15 protein-coding genes are annotated in these 20,546 nt (G+C 71.2%); 8 read left to right on the top strand and 7 right to left on the bottom strand.

Annotation, left to right across the window (positions count from 1 at the left end; genetic code table 11):
- The 6 genes from ACIHFD_RS18175 to ACIHFD_RS18150 all read left to right on the top strand — a co-directional run bounded on the left by ACIHFD_RS18175 (nt 1) and on the right by ACIHFD_RS18150 (nt 7,667).
- Nucleotides 1-243 (top strand): hypothetical protein, encoded by a 243-nt coding sequence (locus ACIHFD_RS18175; protein WP_397367878.1) that lies wholly within the window; start codon nt 1-3, stop codon nt 241-243.
- Nucleotides 244-502: 259 nt separating this feature from the next.
- Nucleotides 503-976, top strand: a complete 474-nt coding sequence (locus ACIHFD_RS18170; protein WP_397367924.1) for a GntR family transcriptional regulator — start codon at nt 503-505, stop codon at nt 974-976.
- Between the two features lie 299 nt (nt 977-1,275).
- Entirely contained in the window at nt 1,276-1,782 is a 507-nt protein-coding gene (locus ACIHFD_RS18165) for a pyridoxamine 5'-phosphate oxidase family protein (RefSeq protein WP_397367877.1), read from the top strand.
- Nucleotides 1,783-2,017: 235 nt separating this feature from the next.
- On the top strand, nt 2,018-2,926 hold the full coding sequence (locus ACIHFD_RS18160) for an SDR family NAD(P)-dependent oxidoreductase (protein ID WP_397367876.1): 909 nt from the start codon (nt 2,018-2,020) through the stop codon (nt 2,924-2,926).
- Between the two features lie 334 nt (nt 2,927-3,260).
- Complete coding sequence (locus ACIHFD_RS18155) at nt 3,261-4,088, top strand: MarR family winged helix-turn-helix transcriptional regulator (RefSeq protein ID WP_397367875.1); 828 nt, start codon at nt 3,261-3,263, stop codon at nt 4,086-4,088.
- 567 nt (nt 4,089-4,655) lie between these two features.
- Nucleotides 4,656-7,667, top strand: coding sequence for an MGH1-like glycoside hydrolase domain-containing protein (locus ACIHFD_RS18150; protein ID WP_397367874.1), 3,012 nt, complete (start codon nt 4,656-4,658; stop codon nt 7,665-7,667).
- 149 nt (nt 7,668-7,816) lie between these two features.
- On the opposite strand, the gene ACIHFD_RS18145 is transcribed toward ACIHFD_RS18150, so the two are convergent.
- Together ACIHFD_RS18145 and ACIHFD_RS18140 are read right to left on the bottom strand one after the other, a co-directional pair.
- Complete coding sequence (locus ACIHFD_RS18145) at nt 7,817-8,824, bottom strand: aldo/keto reductase (RefSeq protein WP_397367873.1); 1,008 nt, start codon at nt 8,822-8,824, stop codon at nt 7,817-7,819.
- Nucleotides 8,825-8,879: 55 nt separating this feature from the next.
- Nucleotides 8,880-9,377, bottom strand: a complete 498-nt coding sequence (locus ACIHFD_RS18140; protein WP_397367923.1) for a class I SAM-dependent methyltransferase — start codon at nt 9,375-9,377, stop codon at nt 8,880-8,882.
- Between the two features lie 340 nt (nt 9,378-9,717).
- Here ACIHFD_RS18140 and ACIHFD_RS18135 point away from each other — a divergent pair, with 340 nt between their 5' ends.
- Together ACIHFD_RS18135 and ACIHFD_RS18130 are read left to right on the top strand one after the other, a co-directional pair.
- Entirely contained in the window at nt 9,718-10,914 is a 1,197-nt protein-coding gene (locus ACIHFD_RS18135; protein WP_397367872.1) for a cytochrome P450, read from the top strand.
- A 32-nt stretch (nt 10,915-10,946) separates the two neighbouring features.
- Nucleotides 10,947-11,579, top strand: coding sequence for a TetR/AcrR family transcriptional regulator (locus ACIHFD_RS18130; RefSeq protein WP_397367871.1), 633 nt, complete (start codon nt 10,947-10,949; stop codon nt 11,577-11,579).
- Between the two features lie 79 nt (nt 11,580-11,658).
- Here ACIHFD_RS18130 and ACIHFD_RS18125 read toward each other — a convergent pair whose 3' ends face one another.
- The 5 genes from ACIHFD_RS18125 to ACIHFD_RS18105 form a co-directional block, all read right to left on the bottom strand.
- Complete coding sequence (locus tag ACIHFD_RS18125) at nt 11,659-16,518, bottom strand: DUF4132 domain-containing protein (protein ID WP_397367870.1); 4,860 nt, start codon at nt 16,516-16,518, stop codon at nt 11,659-11,661.
- A gap of 217 nt (nt 16,519-16,735) precedes the next feature.
- Entirely contained in the window at nt 16,736-17,890 is a 1,155-nt protein-coding gene (locus ACIHFD_RS18120) for an NlpC/P60 family protein (protein ID WP_397367869.1), read from the bottom strand.
- A complete protein-coding gene (locus tag ACIHFD_RS18115) occupies nt 17,887-18,192 on the bottom strand; it encodes a hypothetical protein (RefSeq protein WP_397367868.1) in 306 nt (101 codons plus the stop codon). Before ACIHFD_RS18115 ends, ACIHFD_RS18120 begins: the two co-directional genes overlap by 4 nt.
- Nucleotides 18,193-18,465: 273 nt before the next feature.
- The gene (locus ACIHFD_RS18110) at nt 18,466-19,566 is read right to left on the bottom strand and encodes a winged helix DNA-binding domain-containing protein (protein ID WP_397367867.1); all 1,101 of its coding nucleotides are present in this window, start codon (nt 19,564-19,566) and stop codon (nt 18,466-18,468) included.
- Nucleotides 19,563-20,546, bottom strand: coding sequence for a zinc-binding dehydrogenase (locus ACIHFD_RS18105; RefSeq protein ID WP_397367866.1), 984 nt, complete (start codon nt 20,544-20,546; stop codon nt 19,563-19,565). Before ACIHFD_RS18105 ends, ACIHFD_RS18110 begins: the two co-directional genes overlap by 4 nt.

Below are 20,546 nucleotides of genomic sequence, written 5' to 3'. Positions count from 1 at the left end.
ATGCCCGCCCACATCGCCGCGATCACCGCCCACGCCGAAATCCTGCGCTCAGACGCCCGCGCACTCGCCGCCTGCGCCGAGCGCCTGCGCGCGATCCGGGCACGGCTGAAGGCCGACGGCGAGGCACCGCCGTGGCTGCACGCATCGGTCACCGCCCACCTCGCAGCCTGCACCGCGGCCGCCGCCGACCTGGAGACAGCCGCACAGCGCCTGAGCCGCTACGCGGACGAGGCGAGCCCATGACCGGTCCGAGGCGTTGACGGTTTCCTATGGATGAGGTTGGCGTTTGTAATTTGGTGCTTATCGGAATTTTTACGAACCGTCGCCCTTTACAAAGTAAACCATCGACTTGAGCCGCGACTCTCCGCTTGGTTGAGCGGTGAGCAACGAGGCCGAGGGCCGCCCTGGACCACCCCCGGCTCAGGCCGGTACGTTCATCAGAGCGACGACATAGGCATCCAGCCGCTCCTCCACGGCACGCGTCGTCCACTCTGCACTTCTTCTGAGCACGCCAGCACACCGCCGGCCCCCTCATAGGTGTGAGACCGGAATACAGCGGGGTCGCCCTGCAGCTCGCACTCCGGCACCCGACGCTGGTCAACAAGCTGGTCACGCTGTCGGCCGCCTACCGCAGGGCCGGCTGGTATCCGCGCGCGGCCGGAACCCCTGCCCGCGACATTGCCACGTCCGCATCGCGGCGTCCATCCGCGCGAGCATCCGGGCCGGTCGGTTGCGAGCGGGTACGTCGCTGCCACCCACCCGCACTCTCGCGGCCGGGTTCGGGGTCTGGGGGCATGACGATCCGACGCGTCACCACCACCTCTGCCGCGACGGCTCCCGCAAGCCACCCGGCATCGGCAGCCTGGCCGCTGCGCGTGCAGGGGTGAACGCGCCACCCATGTGCACCGGATGCGCGCCGGCTCGGCCACCGGATCCACGCCTACCAGGATGGCGTACGTCAGTGACCGTTCCGTAGCGGCTCAGTGCTCAGCACGGATGTCCAGATGCGTGCCGCCCGCCAGACTGGCTGTACACCGTCGAGCAAGGAGGTCACGATGCCCAACCCGACCGTGTTCCCGGAGGCGGGGTGACCATCATGGACGAGCTCTCGATCCACTGGACACCGTTGCTTGCTCAAGAGCGGTACCCGCCCGCGGGTTGGCCAGCCGATCGCCGCCGCCAACACTCTGCCTACCGTATTCGACGCAATTCCACCGAACGCGCCACGGAGGCCTCGATGACCGTTATCCACCGGGTCCAGCAGGGGCCGGCGTCATGACCGACGTCGATCTGGACGCCCACGCCCGTGGCCTGATGGACGCCAACCTGTACGTGGTCCTCGGTACCGCAGACGCCGACGGCATCCCGTGGACATCGCCCGTCTACTTCGCGACCGCCGACTACGCCGAGATCTTCTGGGTGTCCAGCCCCGACACGCAGCACTCCCGTAACCTCGCCGCGCGTCCCAGGCTGAGCATGGTGATCTTCGACTCGACGGTGCCGGCCTACCATGGCCGGGCGGTGTACCTGTCCGGCTCTGCCGCCGAGCTGACCGGCCGTGACCTGGAGCGCGGTATCGCGATCTTCCCCGGAGACCCCACCCGGGGTGGGACCACCGTGTCGCTCGAGGACGTCACCGCACCGGCGGCGTGGCGCCTGTATCGCGCGACGATCAGCGAGGCGTTCGTGCTGTGCCCCCGCGAGCCGCGCCAGCCGTGCCCCCTGCACGGCCTCGCCGGCGACCACCGCGCGCCCGTGATGCCCTGGCGCCATCCGGCCTAGTGCTCGACGGCGACAGGCGTCCCGGCGCGCCTCGATCGCGTGGACGACAGCGGCCATGTCCCGCTCGCCGCGCCACGGATCCACCTGCCGCAGGAGCAACGCTGCGGCAGGCCTCGAACAAGGACGCTTTCCGACGTGAGTGGCTGGCCGTTCACCTCACATCCCGGTGACGGTACGGGCAGGCCACATGGTCAGGCCAGGTGCGCTCGCCCTGCGCCGGCAAGGAAGGAAACCGATGGCGAAGTCCGTGTTGTACATGTCGATGTCGCTCGACGGGTTCATTACCGGTCCGGGTGACGGCCCGGGCAACGGGCTCGGGATCGGCGGTATCCGGTTGCACGAGTGGCTCGGCGAGCCCGTCTCCGACCCGCCGTACTTCGACCCGCCAGGGCTGAGCGGGCAGGTGTTCGGCGAGTCGATGGCGACGGGTGCGGTCGTTGTGGGTCGCAAGACGTTCGACTACGCCGGCCACTGGCACGGTGATCACCACGGGGTGCCGATCTTCGTACCCACGCGTGGCGTCCCGCCGGCGCCGCAGAGCGGCTGGGTTCACTACGTGCCCGACGTCGCAACGGCGATGCGCGAGGCCAAGGCGGCCGCCGGCGGCAAGGACGTGATGGTGCACGGTGCCGGGCTCGCGCAGTCGCTGCTGCGCGAGGGCCTGCTCGACGAGCTGGCGATCCACCTGATCCCGGTCGTCGATCTCCTCGACACCTACGGCGATCGGGTGCTTCCGCTGCGGCTGGACGTGACCGATTATGACGCGGCTGTGCGCGCGGTTGCTCAGGCCGTGGAGAGGTTCGGTCGCATCGATGTCGTCGTCAACAGCGCCGGCTATAGCGACTTGAGCTCGTTCGAGGACACGACGATCGACTCGTTCCGGACGCAGGTCGATACCGTGTTCTACGGCGTCGTCAACGTTTCGAAGGCGGTCGTGCCGATCCTGCGCGGGCAGGGCAATGGTCATCTCATCCAGGTCTCTTCGCTCAGTGCCCGCTTGTCCGCCCCTGGTCTGACTGCCTACCAGGCGGCGAAGTGGGCCGTAACTGGATTTTCCAGCGGCCTTGCCCATGAGCTCGCTCCGTTCGGGGTGAAGATCACTGTTCTCGAGCCGGGCGGAATGCGCACCGACTGGGCGGCGTAGTCGTTGGAGGCTGTTCGCCGCCTCAAGGAACGGTGTCGCGGCAGCTCCCGCTGGTCCAGGCTCATCGGCGTACGTCCGAACCTGCGAACGTGGGCTCACTACGCAGACGGATCGCCGACATGACCTATGGTGAGCACGGACCGAGCCTGGCCCAGCCAGCAACCGGACCGCAGCGACCGAGCGGCGACCGAGTCCGGGTGACACCCCGACGCTGCCCGGCGGAATCGGCCGGAAATTATCGACCGGAGGTGTCGGATCCGGGCCGCGTCGTTCGTAGCCAGGGTGAGAGGCCGCCCACCAGGGGCGCTGTCACGACCAAGGGAGATGCCGACCGATGCTGCAGCACCCACAAGCCAAGATCCACCGCATGTTCGAGCTGGTCGAGCCGATCGCCACCGTCACCTTCTCCGAGATGGCCAACGAGGCGTTCCTGGCCGTCGGCATGCGCAACTACTGGGACGGATACTTCGCCGGCCGGGCCGCGCCGCTGGGGCCGGTACCGGCCGAGGTGGTGCACGCGGTCTTCTACAACTTCGCCGACGGCGAGGTGGCGCGCCACATCCCCTGGGTGTGGGGGAAGATCAGCCCGCAGGAGGCGATCGCCGTGCGCGAGCGGGGCAGCACCGCCGCCCTGCGGCAGATGATCGGCGAGCTTGCCGACTCCCCCGGTCTGGTGCGGGCCGCCGACCTCGCCACCCGAGCAGCGCTCAGCGCACCGGCCGAGGGCCGAGTGCTGTACGCCGGGCTACGGGCGCTCGACGTGCCCGAGGAGCCGGTGGCCAGGCTGTGGCACGCGGCGACGCTGCTGCGCGAGCACCGCGGGGACGGCCACAACGCCGCCCTTGTCGCCCACGGCATCGGCGGCACCGAGTCCCACGTCCTCATGGCGCTTTCCCTCGGAATGAGGGCGGAGGAGTTCGGCCGGATCCACCACCTGCCCAAGGCACGGCTGACCGCCGTCGTCGACGGGCTGCGCGGCCGCGGCCTCGTGGACGCCGCCGGCAGGTTCACCCACGCCGGCCGGGAGATCAAGCAGCGGATCGAGGAGCTCACCGATGAGCTGGCCGCGCCGGCGTACGACGTGCTCAGTGCGGACGAGCTCGACGAGCTGGTCACGGGGCTCGAGCCGATCGCCGCCGCGGTAGGGGCCGTCGACGACTGAGCGGGCGCATCAGGCGACGGCCACGACCCCAGCCCGACCTTCGAGGTGAGCAGGTCGTCGCGCGGGATCAACCGCATGGCGTAACCGAAGGCGCCGCCGCCAAGCGGCGCGAGGCCGCCGGCGCCTGGGCCCGGCAAGACCCGTTCTCGGTGAAACGGCTGTCCACCAAACGCCGGGCCGTGCAACGGTGCGAGATCGGTGGAGCAGTGCGCGACATCGAAATCCGTCGGGCCCCAGGAGGTCTTCGCCCAGTCGACGACGCCGGTGATCCGGGCGCCTGCCGACCTTGGGGGCGGCACGGAACTCGACTTTCCCCCTGGCGGCCACGTAGCTCAGCGCCGTTCCCGCCTCGGGCGCGACGCGGGCGATGTTGGCGGGACCCGGCCAGCAGTCCAGAGGCAGGCAGGGCGATATCTGCGGTCAGGATGTCGGCGCGCATTCCCGGACAGATCTTGCGTTTTCGCTCGCGACTGGTCAATATGTGGTCAACATCGGTCAGATTCGATCCGCAGGTGCGATCGGATCTGAGCGGTCTACTGTCACCCCCCGAGAACGCTTGAGGTGACCATGAGACGCACGGCTGCGGCGCTCGCGATGCTCGCGGCGCTGGTCGCGCCGACCGCCCTGACCCTCACCCCGGCGAACGCCGCCACTCCGAAGCCTCCGCCGGTATACCCCGAGGTCGGCCCGGGCACCGCCTTCCTCGACCACCGGGCGCTGCTGGCCGGATATGCCGAGCCGGAGTGGTACGAGGCGAACATCCCCTTCCTGGAGGTGCCCGACCGGGAGATCCAGGACGTCTACTACTACCGCTGGAGCGCCTACAAGCGGCACATCCGCTACACCGACTCCGCGACCGGCGACATCATCACCGAGTTCCACAACGCCCCCGGCTACGCCGCGCCGCTCGGCGGCATCGTCGCGGCCGCCGGCCACCACGTGTACGAGGGCCGCTGGCTGCGCGACGCCCGCCCGATCGACGACTACCTCACCTACTGGCTGCAGGGCCCCGGCAGCAGCCCCAAGCCGAAGGAGGAGTACCTCAACAAGGACACCGACGACTGGGCGCACCAGTACGCCTGGTGGGCGGCCGACGCCGCCTACCAGCGCTATCTCGTCACGGGCGACGCGTCCTTCGTCGAGAGACTGCTGCCCGACCTGGTCCGCCAGTACGACAAGTGGGGCGGCCAGTACGACAAGGACCTGGGCCTGTACTGGTCGGTGCCGGTGTGGGACGCGATGGAGTACACCGCCTCCTCCTACGAGACCGACCCGGCCGATCCCTACCACGGCGGCGCGGGCTACCGACCGACGCTCAACGCCTACCAGTACGGCGACGCCAGGGCGATCGCCGCCATCGCCCGGATGCGCGGCGACGGAGCCCTGTCCAGGACGTTCGAGCGGCGGGCCGCCTCTCTGCGCGACGCGCTGCACCGCCACCTGTGGGACCCGGAGCGGCAGTTCTTCTACCACAAGGCCCGCGCCAACCTGGACCCGCAGCGGAAGCTGGTCTCCACGAGGGAGCAGATCGGGTTCGTGCCGTGGGCGTTCGGCATGGCCAAGCCCGGGACCGAGAAGGCGTGGGCGCAGCTGCTGGACCCGCAGGGGTTCGCCGCGCCGTACGGGCCGACCACGGCCGAGCGGCGCAGCCCCTTCTTCATGCGGGACGCGCTCGGCGGCTGCTGCCGCTGGGACGGCCCGAGCTGGCCGTACTCCACCTCGACCACGCTCACCGCCATGGCCAACCTGCTCAACGACCGCGACCAGGACGTCGTCACCGCCGCCGACTACTACCGGGTGCTGCGCGGCTACGCGCTCACCCAGTACAAGGACGGCCACCCGTACGTCGCCGAGGCTCACCACCCCGACGAGCCGCGCTGGATCTACGACGGGCGGGGGCACAGCGAGCACTACAATCACTCCACCTTCGACGACCTGGTGATCAGCGGCCTGATCGGGCTGCGCCCGCAGGCGGACGGCAAGGTCGTGGTGAACCCGCTGACACCCGCGGAGTGGGACCACTTCGCGCTGGAGAACGTGCCGTACCACGGGCACAACGTGACGGTGCTGTGGGACCGCGACGGCACCAGGTACGGCCAGGGCAAGGGACTGCGCGTCTACGTGAACGGCAGGCTCGCCGCCGCGCGGTCCGCGCTCGGCGAGCTGACCGCCAGCGTGCCGGCCGCCGTCGCGCCCGACCGCTCCTCGCGTCCCGGCAACGACGCCGCGAATCCGTACGGAACCGGCTACCCCAAACCGTTCGCGTCGTACACCAACGGCATCGACAACGTGTGGGACGCGGTGGACGGGCGGATCTTCTACGACGACATCCCGCACAGCCGCTGGACCAACTACCGCTCCCCGAACCCGGAGGACCATCTCGGGGTGGACTTCGGCGTGCCGACCCAGGTGAGCGACGTGCGGTTCTACGCCTACGACGACGGGGGCGGGGTGCGGGCGCCGGCGTCGTACCGGCTGGAGTTCTGGGACGGGTCGGCGTGGCGGGAGGTGCCGGGGCAGGTGCGCACGCCGCGAGAGCCGGGTGCGGCGCTGAACCGGATCACGTTCCCGGCCCTGACCACGACCAGGATCCGGCTGGTGTTCGGCAACCCGCCCGGCGCGTACGTCGGCGTCACCGAGCTGCAGGCGTGGTCGCCCGCCGCGGGCGACACCCGGCTGGACGCGGCCGTCTCCGAGCAGGGCGTGCCCGCCGTGGTGACCGCCACCTTCGCCAACGACGGCCGCAAGCCGGCCACGCACGTCAAGGTGGCGCCTGCCGTGCCGCCGGGCTGGTCGGCCGAGCCGCTCGGACACGCGGAGACGCCCGTGGTGCGGCCCGGCGGCCGGTTCGCGGTGCGCTGGCGGTTGACGCCGCCGCCCGGGACCTCGCCACGCCCGGACGCCTACCCGGTGCGCGCCTTCGCGACGTACGACCGGTCTGGGCGGGCCGCCAGCGCGTACGCGCACGTGGAGGTGCCGCTCGACCCCGCCTCCTATGCGAAGGTCGAGGCCCAGGACACGTTCACCGCTGACACCTCGGCGGGCTACACGGTGCACCAGCCCTTCGACGGCGAGGCCAAGCCGGCGACCACGGCCGGCGGCGGCCGGTTCGCGGGCAGCGGCACGCAACCCTTCTTCGGGTTGGTGGCGGGCCCGGCGGGGCCGTCGTCGGCCGAGGCGATCAGCGTGGTGACGGTCGGCTCGTTCGCCGGCACCGGCAGCCCGGAGGACAGCGTGTTCGTCGGCTGGGTCAAGGACCGGGACACCTACGTGACCGCCTGGTACAACAACACCCGCAAGCAGTCCGGCATCAACGTGCGGGTCGGCGGCCGCTTCCTGGACACGCCCGGCGACGCGCCGCTGACGCTCGCGCCGGGCGACCGGTTCGCGCTGGTGCTGTCCGGCGACACCATCACCTCCTTCGCCCACACGGGCGGCCGGTGGCATCGGCTCCGCACGGCCGGCATCGGCGCCACGCTGGCCACGCCGCAGGCCCGCGAGGGCTTCCGGTACGGCTTCGGCCTGCGCGCCACCTCCGGCACGATCACCATCGCCGGTTTGGAGGGCCGCGCCGCCTGACCGCCGGCCGGTCGCGTCTCCGCCGCCCGCAGGCGGTCCGGTGCGAGAACGCCAGCCTGCCGACCCAGATGATCGCCGAGTTGGAAGCCCGGCTCGCCGAGACGTCTGGCGGGCGATCCGATGCGCGCGGGCCGGGCGTCGGGTTCCGGTCAGGCTCCGGCGGCGTCGAGGCGGGCAAGCTGCTCTGCTGTGAGCTTGACGTCGAGTGCCGGTAGCGCCGCCTCGTACTGCTGGAGCGTGCGCGGCCCGATCAGCGGCACGATCTCCGGCGAGGTCTGGTGCATCAGCCAGGCGAGGACCAACGCGTTCGGGGTGACGCCGGTCTCAGCGGCCACCTCGGCGGCGACGGCGAGTCGGGCCTCGGCGTCCGGGCCCTGGTACGGGTCCATCACCCCGTGGCCTGCGCGCTTGGCGGGGCTGTCGTAGATGCCTTTGAGGATCGGCGAATAGGCGACCAGGGTCAGGTCGTCGTGTGCCTGCAGGTAGTCGAGCTGCTCGTCGTCCACGATGGAGGCGTGCCGGAGCCCGGCCCGGCGCCGTAGGTAGGAGTGCTGCTGCTGGAGCGCCACCGGCGCCGGCCAGCCGTGCTGGGCGCACAACTGGCGGATCCGCTCCAACCGCCAGGTGCGCGCGTTGGACCAGCCGATGTAGCGGGCCTTGCCGGCCTGGACGATACCGGCCAGCGCCTCCAGCGCCTCCTCCAAGGGGGTGGCGCGATCGTCGACGTGCACGTAGTACAGGTCGACATGGTCGGTGCCGAGCCGGCGCAAACTGCCGTCGATGGCCTCGCGCAAGGTCTTCGCCCCGGCCCCGACGAACGTCCGGTAGGCGGCGTCCCAGTCAGGCCGGCCCTCGGACCAGACCGCGTCCAGGTCGCGTACCACGGCGCTGCCCTTGGTCGCGAGGAACACCTGCTCACGCCGCCCGGTCCTGGCCAGCCAGCGACCCAGCAGCTCCTCGCTCTCACCGCCGTAGCTCCCCCGGTTCTCCCACCAGCAGTAGCAGTCGGCGGTGTCCAGGAAATTGCCTCCGGCCTCGAGGTACCGATCGAGGATCGTGACGGCTTCGTCCTCCGGTGTCGCCGTTCCCATGATCATGCATCCCAGGGCGAGCTGACTGACCTGCTCGCCCGTACGGCCAAGCTGCACTGTTCTCACGTGATCTGCTCCCTTCTCGGTGTCACCGACGCTAGGAGCTGGAGCGCGCTCCAGGTCAAGGAACCGGGGAACGGGTCAAAGGCGCCGCCGCCGTCGGCAGATCAGGGCGGTGGTTTCGTGCTGAATGCGTACATGACCGCCCAGGGGCTCGATTGTGGACCTTCTCCTCGATCGGGGAGAACGCGTCGCGGCCGGAGAGCGGCACGCGTTCGGAACGGGTCGTGTCCCGTGGTCCCCAGACCCAGACGACCTCCGGCGCGTGCTGCGCGTACACGTGGGCGAACGCCGCGGCCACCGGCTCCTCGACCTGCGAGGAGTTCCAGAACCACGCCATGACTCCGTCGGTGGCCAGCACCCGTGCGGCCTTCGCGATGCCGGCGTCGGGGTCGATCCAGTGCCACGCGTCGCCGCAGGTCATGGGGTCGAAGCGACGCCCCGCGTCATCCCAGGTCTCGAACGGGGCGACCTCCACCTCGACGCCGTGGCCCCGTGCGACGTTCGCCATGCGCTCGTCCACCTCGACCCCCAGCACCGCCAGCCCTCGTCCGGCCAGCGTCCGGCCAGCGTCCGGGCCACTTTGCCGGTGCCGTATCCGACGTCGAGCACGCGGGTTGGATGGCCCGCCGTGAGTTCGTCGATCAGCTCGTGGGGGACTCCGGGCGGTATCGGTCGTACTGCTCGGCCACCGAGCCGAAGGACGTGGCTCGTGCGCGGTCCAGATGGAGCTCGTGGGATTCCATGATCCGACGATATGAGAGCCCACGGGAAAGGTTCCAGAAGGCTGTGCTGCGGGAACGCGCCACGTGCCGGTCGCCGCCCACCCCGGGCAAGTGATGGACTACTATCATTTTTTGAAGGGCGTTTCCGGCACATCGGCCTCTCCAGGAGATGACATGAGCGATCCTGTGACTCTGCCCCTGCATATGCGGCGCACCGCGTTCGATCCGGTTCCCGAGCTCGCGAAACTGCGCGACAGCGCGGGCATCGAGCGGGTGCCCACGCCGTTCGGGCTCGAAGCCTGGCTCGTGACCCGCTTCGCCGACGTCAAGGAGATCCTCGGAGACGCCGAGCGGTTCAGCAACAGGCGCCCGCAGAACCTCCCGGCCCCCGGCATGCAGGGCCTGAGCCCCGAGCAGGTCGCGAAGATGCAGGCGGGCAACCTGCTGCTGTTCGACCCGCCGGAGCACTCCCGGCTGCGCAGGATGCTGACGCCGGAGTTCACCATGCGCCGCATGCGCCGGCTGGAGCCCCGCATCCACGACATCGTCAACGACCACCTCGACGCGATGGAGCGCGCGGGCTCTCCGGTGGACCTGATCAAGACCTTCGCGCTGCCCATCCCCTCGCTGGTGATCTGCGAGCTGCTCGGCGTCCCGTACGAGCACCGCGAAGACTTCCAGCAGCGCACCAACACGCTGCTCGACATCTCCAGGTCCCCCGAGGAGCGCACAGCGGCCTCGCTGGAGTCACGTGCCTACATGTCCGAGCTGGTCGCCCGTGCCAAGGCCGAGCCGGGCGAGGACATGCTCGGCATGCTGGTGCGCGAGCACGGCGACGATCTGTCGATCGACGAGCTCGCCGGCATCTCCAGCCTGTTGCTCCTGGCCGGCCACGAGACGACCTCCAACATGCTCGGGCTCGGCACTCTGGCCCTGCTGCGCCACCCCGACCAGCTCGAACTGCTCATGAAGGAGCCCGAGCGGATCGGCGCCACGGTGGAGGAGCTGCTGCGCTGGCTCAGCATCGTGCACTCGGGCGTGGCCAAGGTGACCACCACCGACGTGGAGGTCGCGGGGCAGCACATCCCGGCGGGCGATCTGGTGATGCTGGCGCTGCCCTCGGCCAACCGCGACCCGAAGTTCATCTCCGACCCCGACCGCTTCGACATCACCCGCGGCGAGATGGGCCATGTCGCCTTCGGCCACGGCGTGCACCACTGCCTCGGCGCGCCGCTGGCCAGGATGGAGCTGCGCATCGCCTTCCCCGCCCTGTTCGAGCGCTTCCCCGGCCTGCGCGAGAGCGGCGCCCCCGCCGAGTTCCGCTCCTTCCACATCGTCTTCGGGCTGACCAGCTTCGAAGTCGCCTGGTGAACCCAGGGCGCGTCGGCTGCTAGCGTTCACATGTGCACGAGCAGCGACAGCGAGCCGACGCGCTGCGTAACGCGGACAAGATCGTCCGGGCCGCCATCGCGAGTCTGCGCGAGCACGGCCCGGACGTGTCACTCGAGGAGATCGCCCGCTCCGCCGGCATCGGCAGCGCCACCGTCTACCGCAGGTTCGGCGACCGCGACGGCGTGATCAGGGCGGCCTTCCAGACGTACTTCGCCGAAGAGGTCGAGCCGCTGGTCCTGGCCGCGCGCGACGCCGACGACGCCGGGCGGGCGCTGACCGAGGCGCTGACCGCCTCGGTCGAGACCCTCGCGGCGCACCGCTCGCTGCTGCGGGCGGCGCGCATGTCTGGGGCGTTCACCGTCGACATCGCCGTGCGGTTCGTGGGGCCGCTGGGCGTCGTGCTGGCCAGGGCCCAGCGGCAGGGCGCGGTACGCCACGACCTGATCGTCCGCGACCTGGCCGCCATCCTGGTGATGGCGCTGGCCACCATGCATTCGGGCGACCCCGAATGCGGAGATCTCCGCCGCTACCTGGCGCTGCTGCTGTCGAGCCTGCGGCCGTCGGACGACGAACTGCCGGCCCCTTCCGCCCGGTCGCACCACATCCTCGACTCCTCCCTGACTTCGCGACAGATCGGACACTGAGCCCGCCTGATCCCGGCCTTCCCGTCGATTCAGGCAATGCTGAGCCGACCGTGAAGGCGGCTCGCGCACCTCCGGGACGTCACTCCAGCCGGGCCGCGGCCTCCAGCGGCTCGGACGAACGGAGGAAGCGCAGGTCCTCCATGACCAGGGCGACACCGGTGGCGCCGCCGCGGCGGAGGGCCGGGGCCAGTGCGTCCAGGTCGGACCAGCGGGACGGGCGGAGGTGGACGCGGTAGCCGTCCCCGGCGGGCTCCAGGGTGAGGGCTTCGCCGATGGCGAGCCTGCTCTCCGGGAGGTGGGCCGCGGTCGCTCCGGCGGCCCGTTCCAGGGCGGCGACCGAGGTGACCCCGGCGGCGATGGGCAGGGTCGTGTCCGGGCCGGTGACGTGTTCGTGCAGGTCACGCAGGCGGGCGGCGGCGGTCGTACGGGCGGGGTAGTCCTTGGGCAGGCGGTCGGCCACGAGCCTCACAGCGCGGGCGATGTGACCCAGCGGCGGCACGGACGGACGCTTGCCGAGCAGGGCGATCAGCGCCTCCAGGGCGTCCTCGGCGCCGGAGGCGAGGGTGACCCACTGCTCGGTGGTGAGCGGGGTGAGCCTCGGATGGCGTTCCGTCCAGTACGCGACCGCCCGGTCCAGGTCGGGGCCCGTACGCCAGAGGTCGGCGGGGTCGTCGGGCATGAGCAGCTCGACGACTTCGACGGCCTCGTCGGTGGTGGTGAGCGCCTCCAGGGAGAGCGCGGCGATGCGCAGTTCGGTCTCGGTCAGGTCGAGTTCGCGGGCGCGGGCGGCGTCGCCCTTGCGGAAGGCGGCGACGCGGCCCCGCGCCCAGCCGTCCGGCCAGGAGAGCGTGCGGGCCGAGGTGGGCAGCAGGATCAGGCACTGGGCCGGTGACAGGCCGGTGGCCTCGGCGAACGCCCGTACGGTCGCCTCCCGGTCCACGGGCGGCGGGCCGTTCTCGGCGATCAGGTCGAGCGCCCGCCGGAGCCGGTCCGGGTCGCCCCAGCCGCGGCAGGTCCGCAGCTCGACGGCGCGGTTGCGGGTGAACAGGAGCGGGTCGGGGCCATCGGGGGTGTGGAGGAGCGCCGTGACCGCGTACCCGTGCCCCACCTGCTCGTGGTCGGCGACGGCGGCGGCCGAGATGGGGCCGCGGCCCGAGCGGATCTGCCCGAGGTCGTACTCCGGGCGCAGCCGGGCGACGTGCCAGGTGCCGTCGGTGCGGAGGAGTTCGGGGACGGCGGCCAGTTCCAGAAGTCGTGCGCGCCCGCCGCCGTTGCCCCACGCGGCCTCCAGGACGGCGGCGCCGAGCCGGCCCAGCGTGTTCTCGACCCCCTTGACGGCGGGGGCGTCGAACATCGCGATCTTCTTGTCGTACGGCACATCGACGGCGGCGCGGGCGAAGTGGACGATCCTCTCGTACGCGGACTCAGGCCCCGGATCGTCCGGCTCGGGGGACTTCTCGGACCGGACGGCGGGTGCCGCGGAGGCGGGCACCGGGCGCAGGTGGGGCGGCGGGGTCAGCGCCAGGCGTTCCAACAGGGCGAACGCGCGCTCGCGGCATTCGACGGCCGTCCACACCAGGAACGTGACGCCCTTCCACAGCAACTCGTCGGTGATCTCCGGCAGGAGCGGGTGGAGCCGTCCCGCCAGTTCGTCGCGGGCGGCGTCCTTCTCCGCGTACCCGCTCTCGGGGTCCAGCACCCGCATGAGGTCGGCGGCGAGCGCGGCGTCCGCGATGTCGATCAGGGCCTGCGCCTTCTTCTCGTCGACGGCGCGCAGCGCCCTGGATCCTTCGGGGTCGCGCGGCCGCATCGCCGACCACCGGCCGGGAGGCGCGACCAGGCGGGTCCCGGACGCGTAGCGGTGGTGCTCGACCGTGCTGATGTTCTCGGCGCCGTCGTGCTCGGGCACCGTGCCCCAGCCGCGGACGTAGCGGCCGATGGTCCGCCCGGCCGGGTCCCGCAGCTCGATGATCCGGCCCTGGCCGCGCCACACGGTGGCCTCGGCGCCACCGGGGAAGGCGACCCGTTCGCCGTCGGCCGGTACGACGCGGCGGGCGGCGGGGTGCGCGCTGCCGTGCGGGCAGTGCGGGCCGCCGTGGTCCAGTACGGTCACCCGGCCGTTCACGGCGATCAGGCAGCGGTCGTAGAGGTCGCGCGCCTCGGTCCGTTCGTGGGACCGGCTGGAGACGGACTCGTACGTGCCGAAGCCGTGAGACGGGCCGACTCCATCCGGTGTGACGACGCAGGCGCGGAACTTGTGCTCCCAGAGCCGGCCGGACTCGATCAGGAGCAGGTCGGTGCCGCTCTCTTCCAGGTAGTCGGTGATGGTGTTGACGTGGCCGGGGACGAAGGCGGGCAACTCCAGTTCGTCGAGGACGCCGCCGCTCAGCGTGGCGGCGAGGGCGCGGGCCGGGTCCGTCCCGGTCGCGATCGTCCGGACGCTGTCCAGGAGAGGGCCGGGGATTCCGGCGATGGTGAACCGTTCGGCGTCGCACAGGGCGGCGTGCGCGTCCGGAAGCCCTTGATCTGGGACCCGCTCGGCATGCTCGGCCAGGATGGCGGCGACGATCTGCGCCGTTCCCGGTGTCGCGGTCAGAGCCCGTACGGTCTCGGGGGCGGTCTGCTTCGGGACGGCGGGCTCGGTGACGTTGAGCTGGTTGGTCACGTTGCCCGCGATCGCGTCGCGCAGCAGCGGAGCCCAGTCCGGGTCGGCCGCGACGGCGGCCAGGTCGGTGCCCGCTCCGGAGGCGAGCCGGTCGTACAGCTTGAACGTGTGCAGCAGCCGGGGCCGCGCGAGCGGGACGCCGCGGTCCAGGAGGAGATCGAGGAGCGGGAGGTCAGCCGCGGTCTCCTCCCAGCGGTTGACCTCGTCCTCGTCCACTCCCAGCACCGCCTCATGATCGTCGCAGGTGAGGCCCTCCGCGCGCAGCCGCGTACCGGCGTCGTGCAGGAGGTCGCCGAGACCGGCGACGGGGAGTGCGAGCCCCGCGTACAGCTTCAGGAAGCGGCCGAGCCAGTCCTTCACCGCCGCCCCCGCCGGCCCGGGGGACGTGGTGAACGGGGCGGTCAGGCCGGCGCCCGCGAGGTTGCCGAGGAGGAGCGACACTGCCGCGCTCTTCGCCTTGGGGGTGTCCTTGGCGGGCAGCGGCAGGATGCCGAGGAGCGCGCGGCCGATGCCCGCGTCCGCCCGTGCCATCGGGCCGAGCAACGGAAGAACGAACTTCCAGAGGGCCTGCGGTGCCGACGCCATGCACCCGCTCTCCAGCAGGGCCCGTACGGCGCGTTCGTCCTCGGGCCCGCCGAGCGCGTGCCCGGCGGCCTTCGCCAGCGCCGCCCAACCGTCGGCCAGGGCCAGCGCGCCGTCCGCGCCGTCCGGGACTTCCTCGCACCACGCGGTGAGCAGCCTGCGGTGCCAGCGGTACGCGCCGGAGGCGGGATGGCGGGCGGCGAGCCGCTTGCCGTGCTTCTTGAGCGTGGCCGTTCCGGCGGCGTCCGGTCCCGCGGCGAGGTGCGCCGCGACGAGCGCGGCCTCGTCGACCGGCAGCGCGTGCGCGTCCTCGGCGGCGCGGGCCTTCTCGAAGAAGGCGGCGGCGAAGCGGGCGCTGTCCGCGGCGGCCATGATCCGCGCGCACTCCTCGTGGAACGGCGGCAGCAGCTCGGGTGCGTGCGTCTCCAGGTCGTCGCCGGTACGGGTGAGCGCGGTGCGCGCGAGGCCGGGCTTGCGCGCGGCCAGGCCGCGGGTGGCCCGCAGGTCGGTGTGCGCGGCCAGGATGCGGGCGCGGTGCGCCGGGTACCAGAGCAGGGCGGACGCGAGGAAGCCGAGCGGGCCCGCGTGCACGGTGCCGACGCCGGTCTCCGCCACCGGGTCCAGGTCGTACAGCGACTTCTCGGCCTTGTCGCCGTCGACGGCCGCGCGCCGGACGAGTTCGACGACCGGCTCGTCCAGGACGGAGTGCTCGTAGCGGACGGCGACGCACGTGTCCTCGTCGGAGCCGGCGGGCGTGCCCGGCAGCACCGCCCCGGCGCGCAGCAGCACGTCGCGCGTCGGACCGGTGATGCCGGAGGGCACCACAGTGCCGGGCTCGCCTTGGTGGGCGTCGCAGTAGTGGGAGTACGCCTCGGCCGCCTCCACCACCGGCTCCGTCCCGTCCACGGTGCGGTCCGCGTACAGAGCCATGAGAATGCGGACGCCCTCGGACCAGGCGATGTCGCCGATCTCCCGGCCGCCCGCGGTGAAGCTCAGCCCCGCCATGTAGGCCGGGCTCATCGGCCCGCTCCAGTCCAGGTCGATCTCGATGCCGAGCGGCTCGGGCGCGTGCACGGTGAACCACGCCCTGTCCCCCTTGATGCGCCCGCCCAGCTCGTGCACGCGGCGCTCGAACGCGGCGCCGCTCTCGTACCGGGCGTCCATGTACCCGAAGGTGTTGACCACGCCGAACGTACGGTCCATGCTCGCGGGACGCGTCCACACCTCGCGGCGTACCTGCTCGACAACCTGCGTGAGGTTCCGTCCCCGCCAGTTGGGCAGCTCGTCGCCGAGCAGCAGCGGGTGCGGGATCGCGAAGGCGTCCGCGCCCGTCCACCCGCCCTCGCTCAGGAGCGCGCAGCGGCCGAGGTCGGGCGCGCCCTCGATGATCGGGGCGATGACCAGGCCGGTGAGCGTCTCGCGCCACACCGGGTCGTCCCACACGGCCGCGAACACCGCGGCCGGGACGGGCAGCGACCGCACCATCCAGGACTCGACCCGGTCGTGCACCGCCCGCGCGTGCTCCCCGAGCCTGTCACAGAGGGCGGCGAGCCGTACCGCGGTCGGATCCTTCCTGACGTTGGCGGGCACCTTGGCCAGCACGCGGCCCGCGGCCGTCCGGCAGGCGAGCACCGGCCGCCGCGTCCCCTCGACGGTGAGCTCGTGGCCCGTCGCGATCCCGATCCATCCCATGGGACGCCATTCTTGATCATCCCTACGACATTCTGCGGAAAACAGATGATTTACCCGCAGTGGCGGGGGCGGCCGGTAGGGCGGGGGAGATATCGATCTTGCCTTTGTCATTGCGGGCGTCGGCGCGCTGCCGACGTTCGCGTCGGATGCGAACTCGGGGACGTCCGGGATAAGGCTTCTTCGGCCACGTCGAGCCGGGCTCCAGGTGTGGCCGGGGTCAGCTCGTTCCCGGCCGGGTGAAGCCCATGGGGGTGCGGCTGTAGGGGGCGATCTTGACTTCGGAGCCCGGTCTGGGCGCGTGGATCATTGTGCCCTTCTCGGGGTCGAGCACGATGCCCACATGGTCAGCGGTGCCGTCACCGTTGTTGTCGAAGAAGACAAGGTCTCCGGCCTGCACATTGCCGTCAGGGATGCGCGGTCCGCGCAGCCACTGGTCGTTCGCGACTCGGGGGATGGCGGTCCCCGCGGACTCGTACGCGCGCAGGGTCAGTCCGGAGCAGTCGAAGGAGCCGGGTCCTGTCGCTCCCCACACGTAAGGGTCGCCGATCTGCTTGAGGGCGTAGTCGATGACGGCCTGGGCTCGAGGGTTGGGCGCCAGGTTGTGGGCGTTCGGCGGGACGGCCAGCGAAGGCGCGCCCCCACCGCCGCCGCCTCCACTGCCTCCACTGCCGCCCGCCCCGTTGACGCCGTTCCCGATGCGATCGCCGGGCGGCAGGCCGTTGCCGTTGCCGTTGCCGTTGTAGGACGCCAGCTGCGTCTTCGGGGTGTGCGGGCGGAAGTCCGGGTCGGGGATCCAGGGCATCTTGGCCTTGTTGCCCGGAACGAAGTCTTGATCGCCGGGAGCGGGGATGCCGGTGAAGAACCGCACCTCGCCGAGGTATTTGCCGATCTCGCTGGTGGCCTGACCGAGTGCCTCGGCGGCCTTGTCCGTGTGCACCTTGGCGCGATCGAGAGCGTTGGACACCTGGGACCGGATGCTCGTCATCGAGATCGTGGTGCTGTCGGGGTCGTTGCGCTGCTCGTCCAGCCAGGCGCGTTTCTCCCGGTAGAGGGCTTGGACCTCGCCCTTGGCCGTCTCCAGTGCGCTCCCGGCGGCATCCAGCTTGCCGGCGCAGCTGGTCAGGGCCTCGCTCAGTGCCGTACCGGACTTGGGATATCTGGCCATGTACTTGGCGAAACTCTCGGCGGCGGCGCCGTTCCACGCGCTGTCCACCCGGTTGACCGCGCGTTTGATCACGCCGTTCTCTGTGGTGATGTCGCCTGCCAGCGTGCGCCACTGCCCCGAGATCTTGGAGATCTGGGCCTGGTCGCCGCTCAGGTCGTCGATGACGCGCTGGATGGGGCTGAGGTACTGGTCCCAGATGTCCGTCACACCTGCTCCGTCCTGGGAACGGTGGGGAGGTCGGCCGTGCGGACGTTGGTGACGACCAGGTGGATGGCCGCCTCGACCTTGGTCAGGTTCTGTTGCGCGTGGCGTATCTCGGCGTCGATCTTCTTTTCGAAGTCGTTGACGGCCTTGGCGAGCTTGTCAGAAACGTTCTCCAGGTCGCCGAAGCAGGAGGTGCTGACGCTCGTGGGGCCATCCTCGGCCGCACTCTTGAACTGGTTGGCGACTCCCTTGGCCTTGGTGGCGCACTCTTCGAGCGTGTCGAAGTAGATCTCAAACCCTGCCACGTGAGTCACGCCTCTACTGTCAGATCAACATCAACCGCCCGACAATCTAACACCCCTGGCCTCTTCGCCCGGCTGCGATCTCATGGCCGGCGCGATGCCGGACCGTACGGCACCCCTTCGCCCGATCTGACCCGCCGAGGCGCCGATGCTGCCGAGCGGCGGTCGGGTGCCGGTGATCGTCCGGCCAGCAGCCGTACCTGCGCGAGCCCGGCCTGCCGCGAATGGCCAGGGTACGTTCCTGGATGACAATCCGGCGGCGATCGAACGCCGGCGTCAGGATGTCCGGGTCGCGATCGGGCTGCTGTAGGACACGTTCTTGCCTCCCACGAACGGCAGCAGGCGCTCCGTCTCCTGCTCCAACGCGGCCCGGTCGGTCGCGGTCAGAGGGCGGAATGGCGTGAGGTGCAGGGTTTCGCCTTCGAGAGACCAGGTTCCGTGCACGTGGCCGTCCACGAGGAAGGTGGGCCGTACCTGTGCCTGGCCGGGCATCACGCGTTTGCGGTCCTCGTCGCTGATGATGCGGGTCCGGTCGGCGTGGCCGAGCAGGGCGTTGTCGAAGGCGGGCAGCAGTCGCACGGGGGCGGGCGTGTCGGGGTCGGGCAGTTCCGCGTCGGCCAGGTCGATCAGTTCCCTGCCGTCGGGGTCGCGGTAGTGGCGCAGTTCGGCGCGCATGCCGGAGACGATCTCGCCGAGGCGGGTCAACCCGGACCAGGCCTGTACGTCCATGATCCCGGCTGGGCCGAACGCTGCCAGATAGCGGCGGATGAGGTCCTCGGCGGTCGCCGGATCCATGGGCCGGCCGAGCCAGGTCTCGGCGGGCGTGACACAGACGGCCGACCGGGTGCCCCAGGAGCCCCACGTACCGGTAGCCGGGTTGTGGACGAGGGGGGTCCTGAGCTCGATCTCCCCGGCGAGGACGCGCCCGTCGCGGTCCGGGTGGCGTTCGGACAGCCGCCGGGCCAGCTCCTTTCGCGGTGTCGTCCCGCCCGCCAGCAGCTCAAGCCCGGTGGCGACCAGTGAGGCGGTGTCCAGGCCCGCGCTGTTGCGGGCGAAGTAGGGCGAGCGGGCGGTGCGGTCGAGGACGGGCTGCAGCAGCGGCCGCAGCCGGCGGAAGTCGTCGGCCGCGGCGAGGTGCTGGGTGCTGCGGAGCAGGCCGGAGCGGACCACCCTCCGGTCCTGCAGCAGCGTGGTGAGCTCGGAGTGGGTGAAGCCGCGGATCCTGCTCCACAGCCCGGCGTAGGGCCAGTTGGGCTCTTGAGCCTGCATCGCGACCAGGCGCCCGATCACCTCAAGCGGGGTGTGATCGGTGCGGGCCAGTAGGAACTGGCGGGCCAGCAGGGCCCGGTTCAGGGCCCTGCTCGAGAGAGTCGTCATGACAGCCGCACCGAGACATTGCCACGGTAGGAGCCCTGGAGCAGGGACAAGAACGCCTGCGGCACGTCCTCGAGTCCGCCCTTGATGACCGTCTGCGGGTAGACGAAGCGGCCCTCGCCCAGCCAGGTGCTGAAGTGTTCCCGCCAGGCGGCGATCTGGTCGGGGGTGTGGTAGCAGGAGAACGGCAGCAGCTCGATGCCCCTGGCCTGGGCCGCGACGTGGTCGGGCGTGGGGAAGCGCTCGGCCGCGTCGCCGAGCTGGCTGGACAGCGAGCCGCACAGCGCGAACCGGGCGCCGGGCCTGGCCACCTGCAGCGCGGCCTGGTACTGCTCGCCCCCCACGATGTCGAAGAACACCGAAATGCCCTCGGGTGCGAGTTCTCGGAGCCGGTCGACCGGCGGGCCGTCGTGATAGTCGAACGCGGCGTCGTAGCCGAGCTCGTTCACCAGATAGTCGACCTTGGCCGGGCTGCCGGCGCTGCCGATCACCCGCGCCGCGCCCAGGCACTTGGCGATCTGACCGGCCAGTGAGCCGACCCCGCCCGCCGCTCCGGAGACGAACACCACGTCGCCCTCGCCGACGCCCGCCACGTCGGCCATCCCGTAGTAGGCCGTCGGCCCCTGACCGAGGTAGTAGCCGGGGTCGGCGATGGGGTCAAGCTTGGTGTACTGGGCGGCCGGGCCCGCCGAGTACTCGCTCCAGCCGGTCATCGACTGGACCAGGTCGCCAACCGCGAGCTCGGGGCTGTCGGACCGGACGACGGTGCCGATGGCGGCCACGCCCACCCGCCGGCCCGGCTGCCAGGCTGGTACCGGGATGGTGCAGTCCGCGCGCATCAGCTCCAGGTAGGTCGCGGCGAGCCCGACCTGGTCGGTCCGCACCACGACCTCGCCGTCCACCTCGGTGGTGGCGACGGTGAAGTGGTCGAGCGTGGGGGTGCCGGCGATCTGTGCGGTCAGCTGGATCTCACGGGTGATCAT

The organism is Nonomuraea sp. NPDC051941, assembly GCF_044593615.1.
This window is presented reverse-complemented; position numbering and strand designations above follow the sequence as displayed.

What these genes read in the sequence shown, in the direction of transcription:
- ACIHFD_RS18175 (WP_397367878.1), top strand. Translation starts at nt 1, where the DNA reads ATGCCCGCCCACATCGCCGCGATCACCGCCCACGCCGAAATCCTGCGC.
- ACIHFD_RS18165 (WP_397367877.1), top strand. Translation starts at nt 1,276, where the DNA reads ATGACCGACGTCGATCTGGACGCCCACGCCCGTGGCCTGATGGACGCC.
- ACIHFD_RS18160 (WP_397367876.1), top strand. Translation starts at nt 2,018, where the DNA reads ATGGCGAAGTCCGTGTTGTACATGTCGATGTCGCTCGACGGGTTCATT.
- ACIHFD_RS18155 (WP_397367875.1), top strand. Translation starts at nt 3,261, where the DNA reads ATGCTGCAGCACCCACAAGCCAAGATCCACCGCATGTTCGAGCTGGTC.
- ACIHFD_RS18150 (WP_397367874.1), top strand. Translation starts at nt 4,656, where the DNA reads ATGAGACGCACGGCTGCGGCGCTCGCGATGCTCGCGGCGCTGGTCGCG.
- ACIHFD_RS18135 (WP_397367872.1), top strand. Translation starts at nt 9,718, where the DNA reads ATGAGCGATCCTGTGACTCTGCCCCTGCATATGCGGCGCACCGCGTTC.
- ACIHFD_RS18125 (WP_397367870.1), bottom strand. Translation starts at nt 16,518, where the DNA reads ATGGGATGGATCGGGATCGCGACGGGCCACGAGCTCACCGTCGAGGGG.
- ACIHFD_RS18110 (WP_397367867.1), bottom strand. Translation starts at nt 19,566, where the DNA reads ATGACGACTCTCTCGAGCAGGGCCCTGAACCGGGCCCTGCTGGCCCGC.
- ACIHFD_RS18105 (WP_397367866.1), bottom strand. Translation starts at nt 20,546, where the DNA reads ATGATCACCCGTGAGATCCAGCTGACCGCACAGATCGCCGGCACCCCC.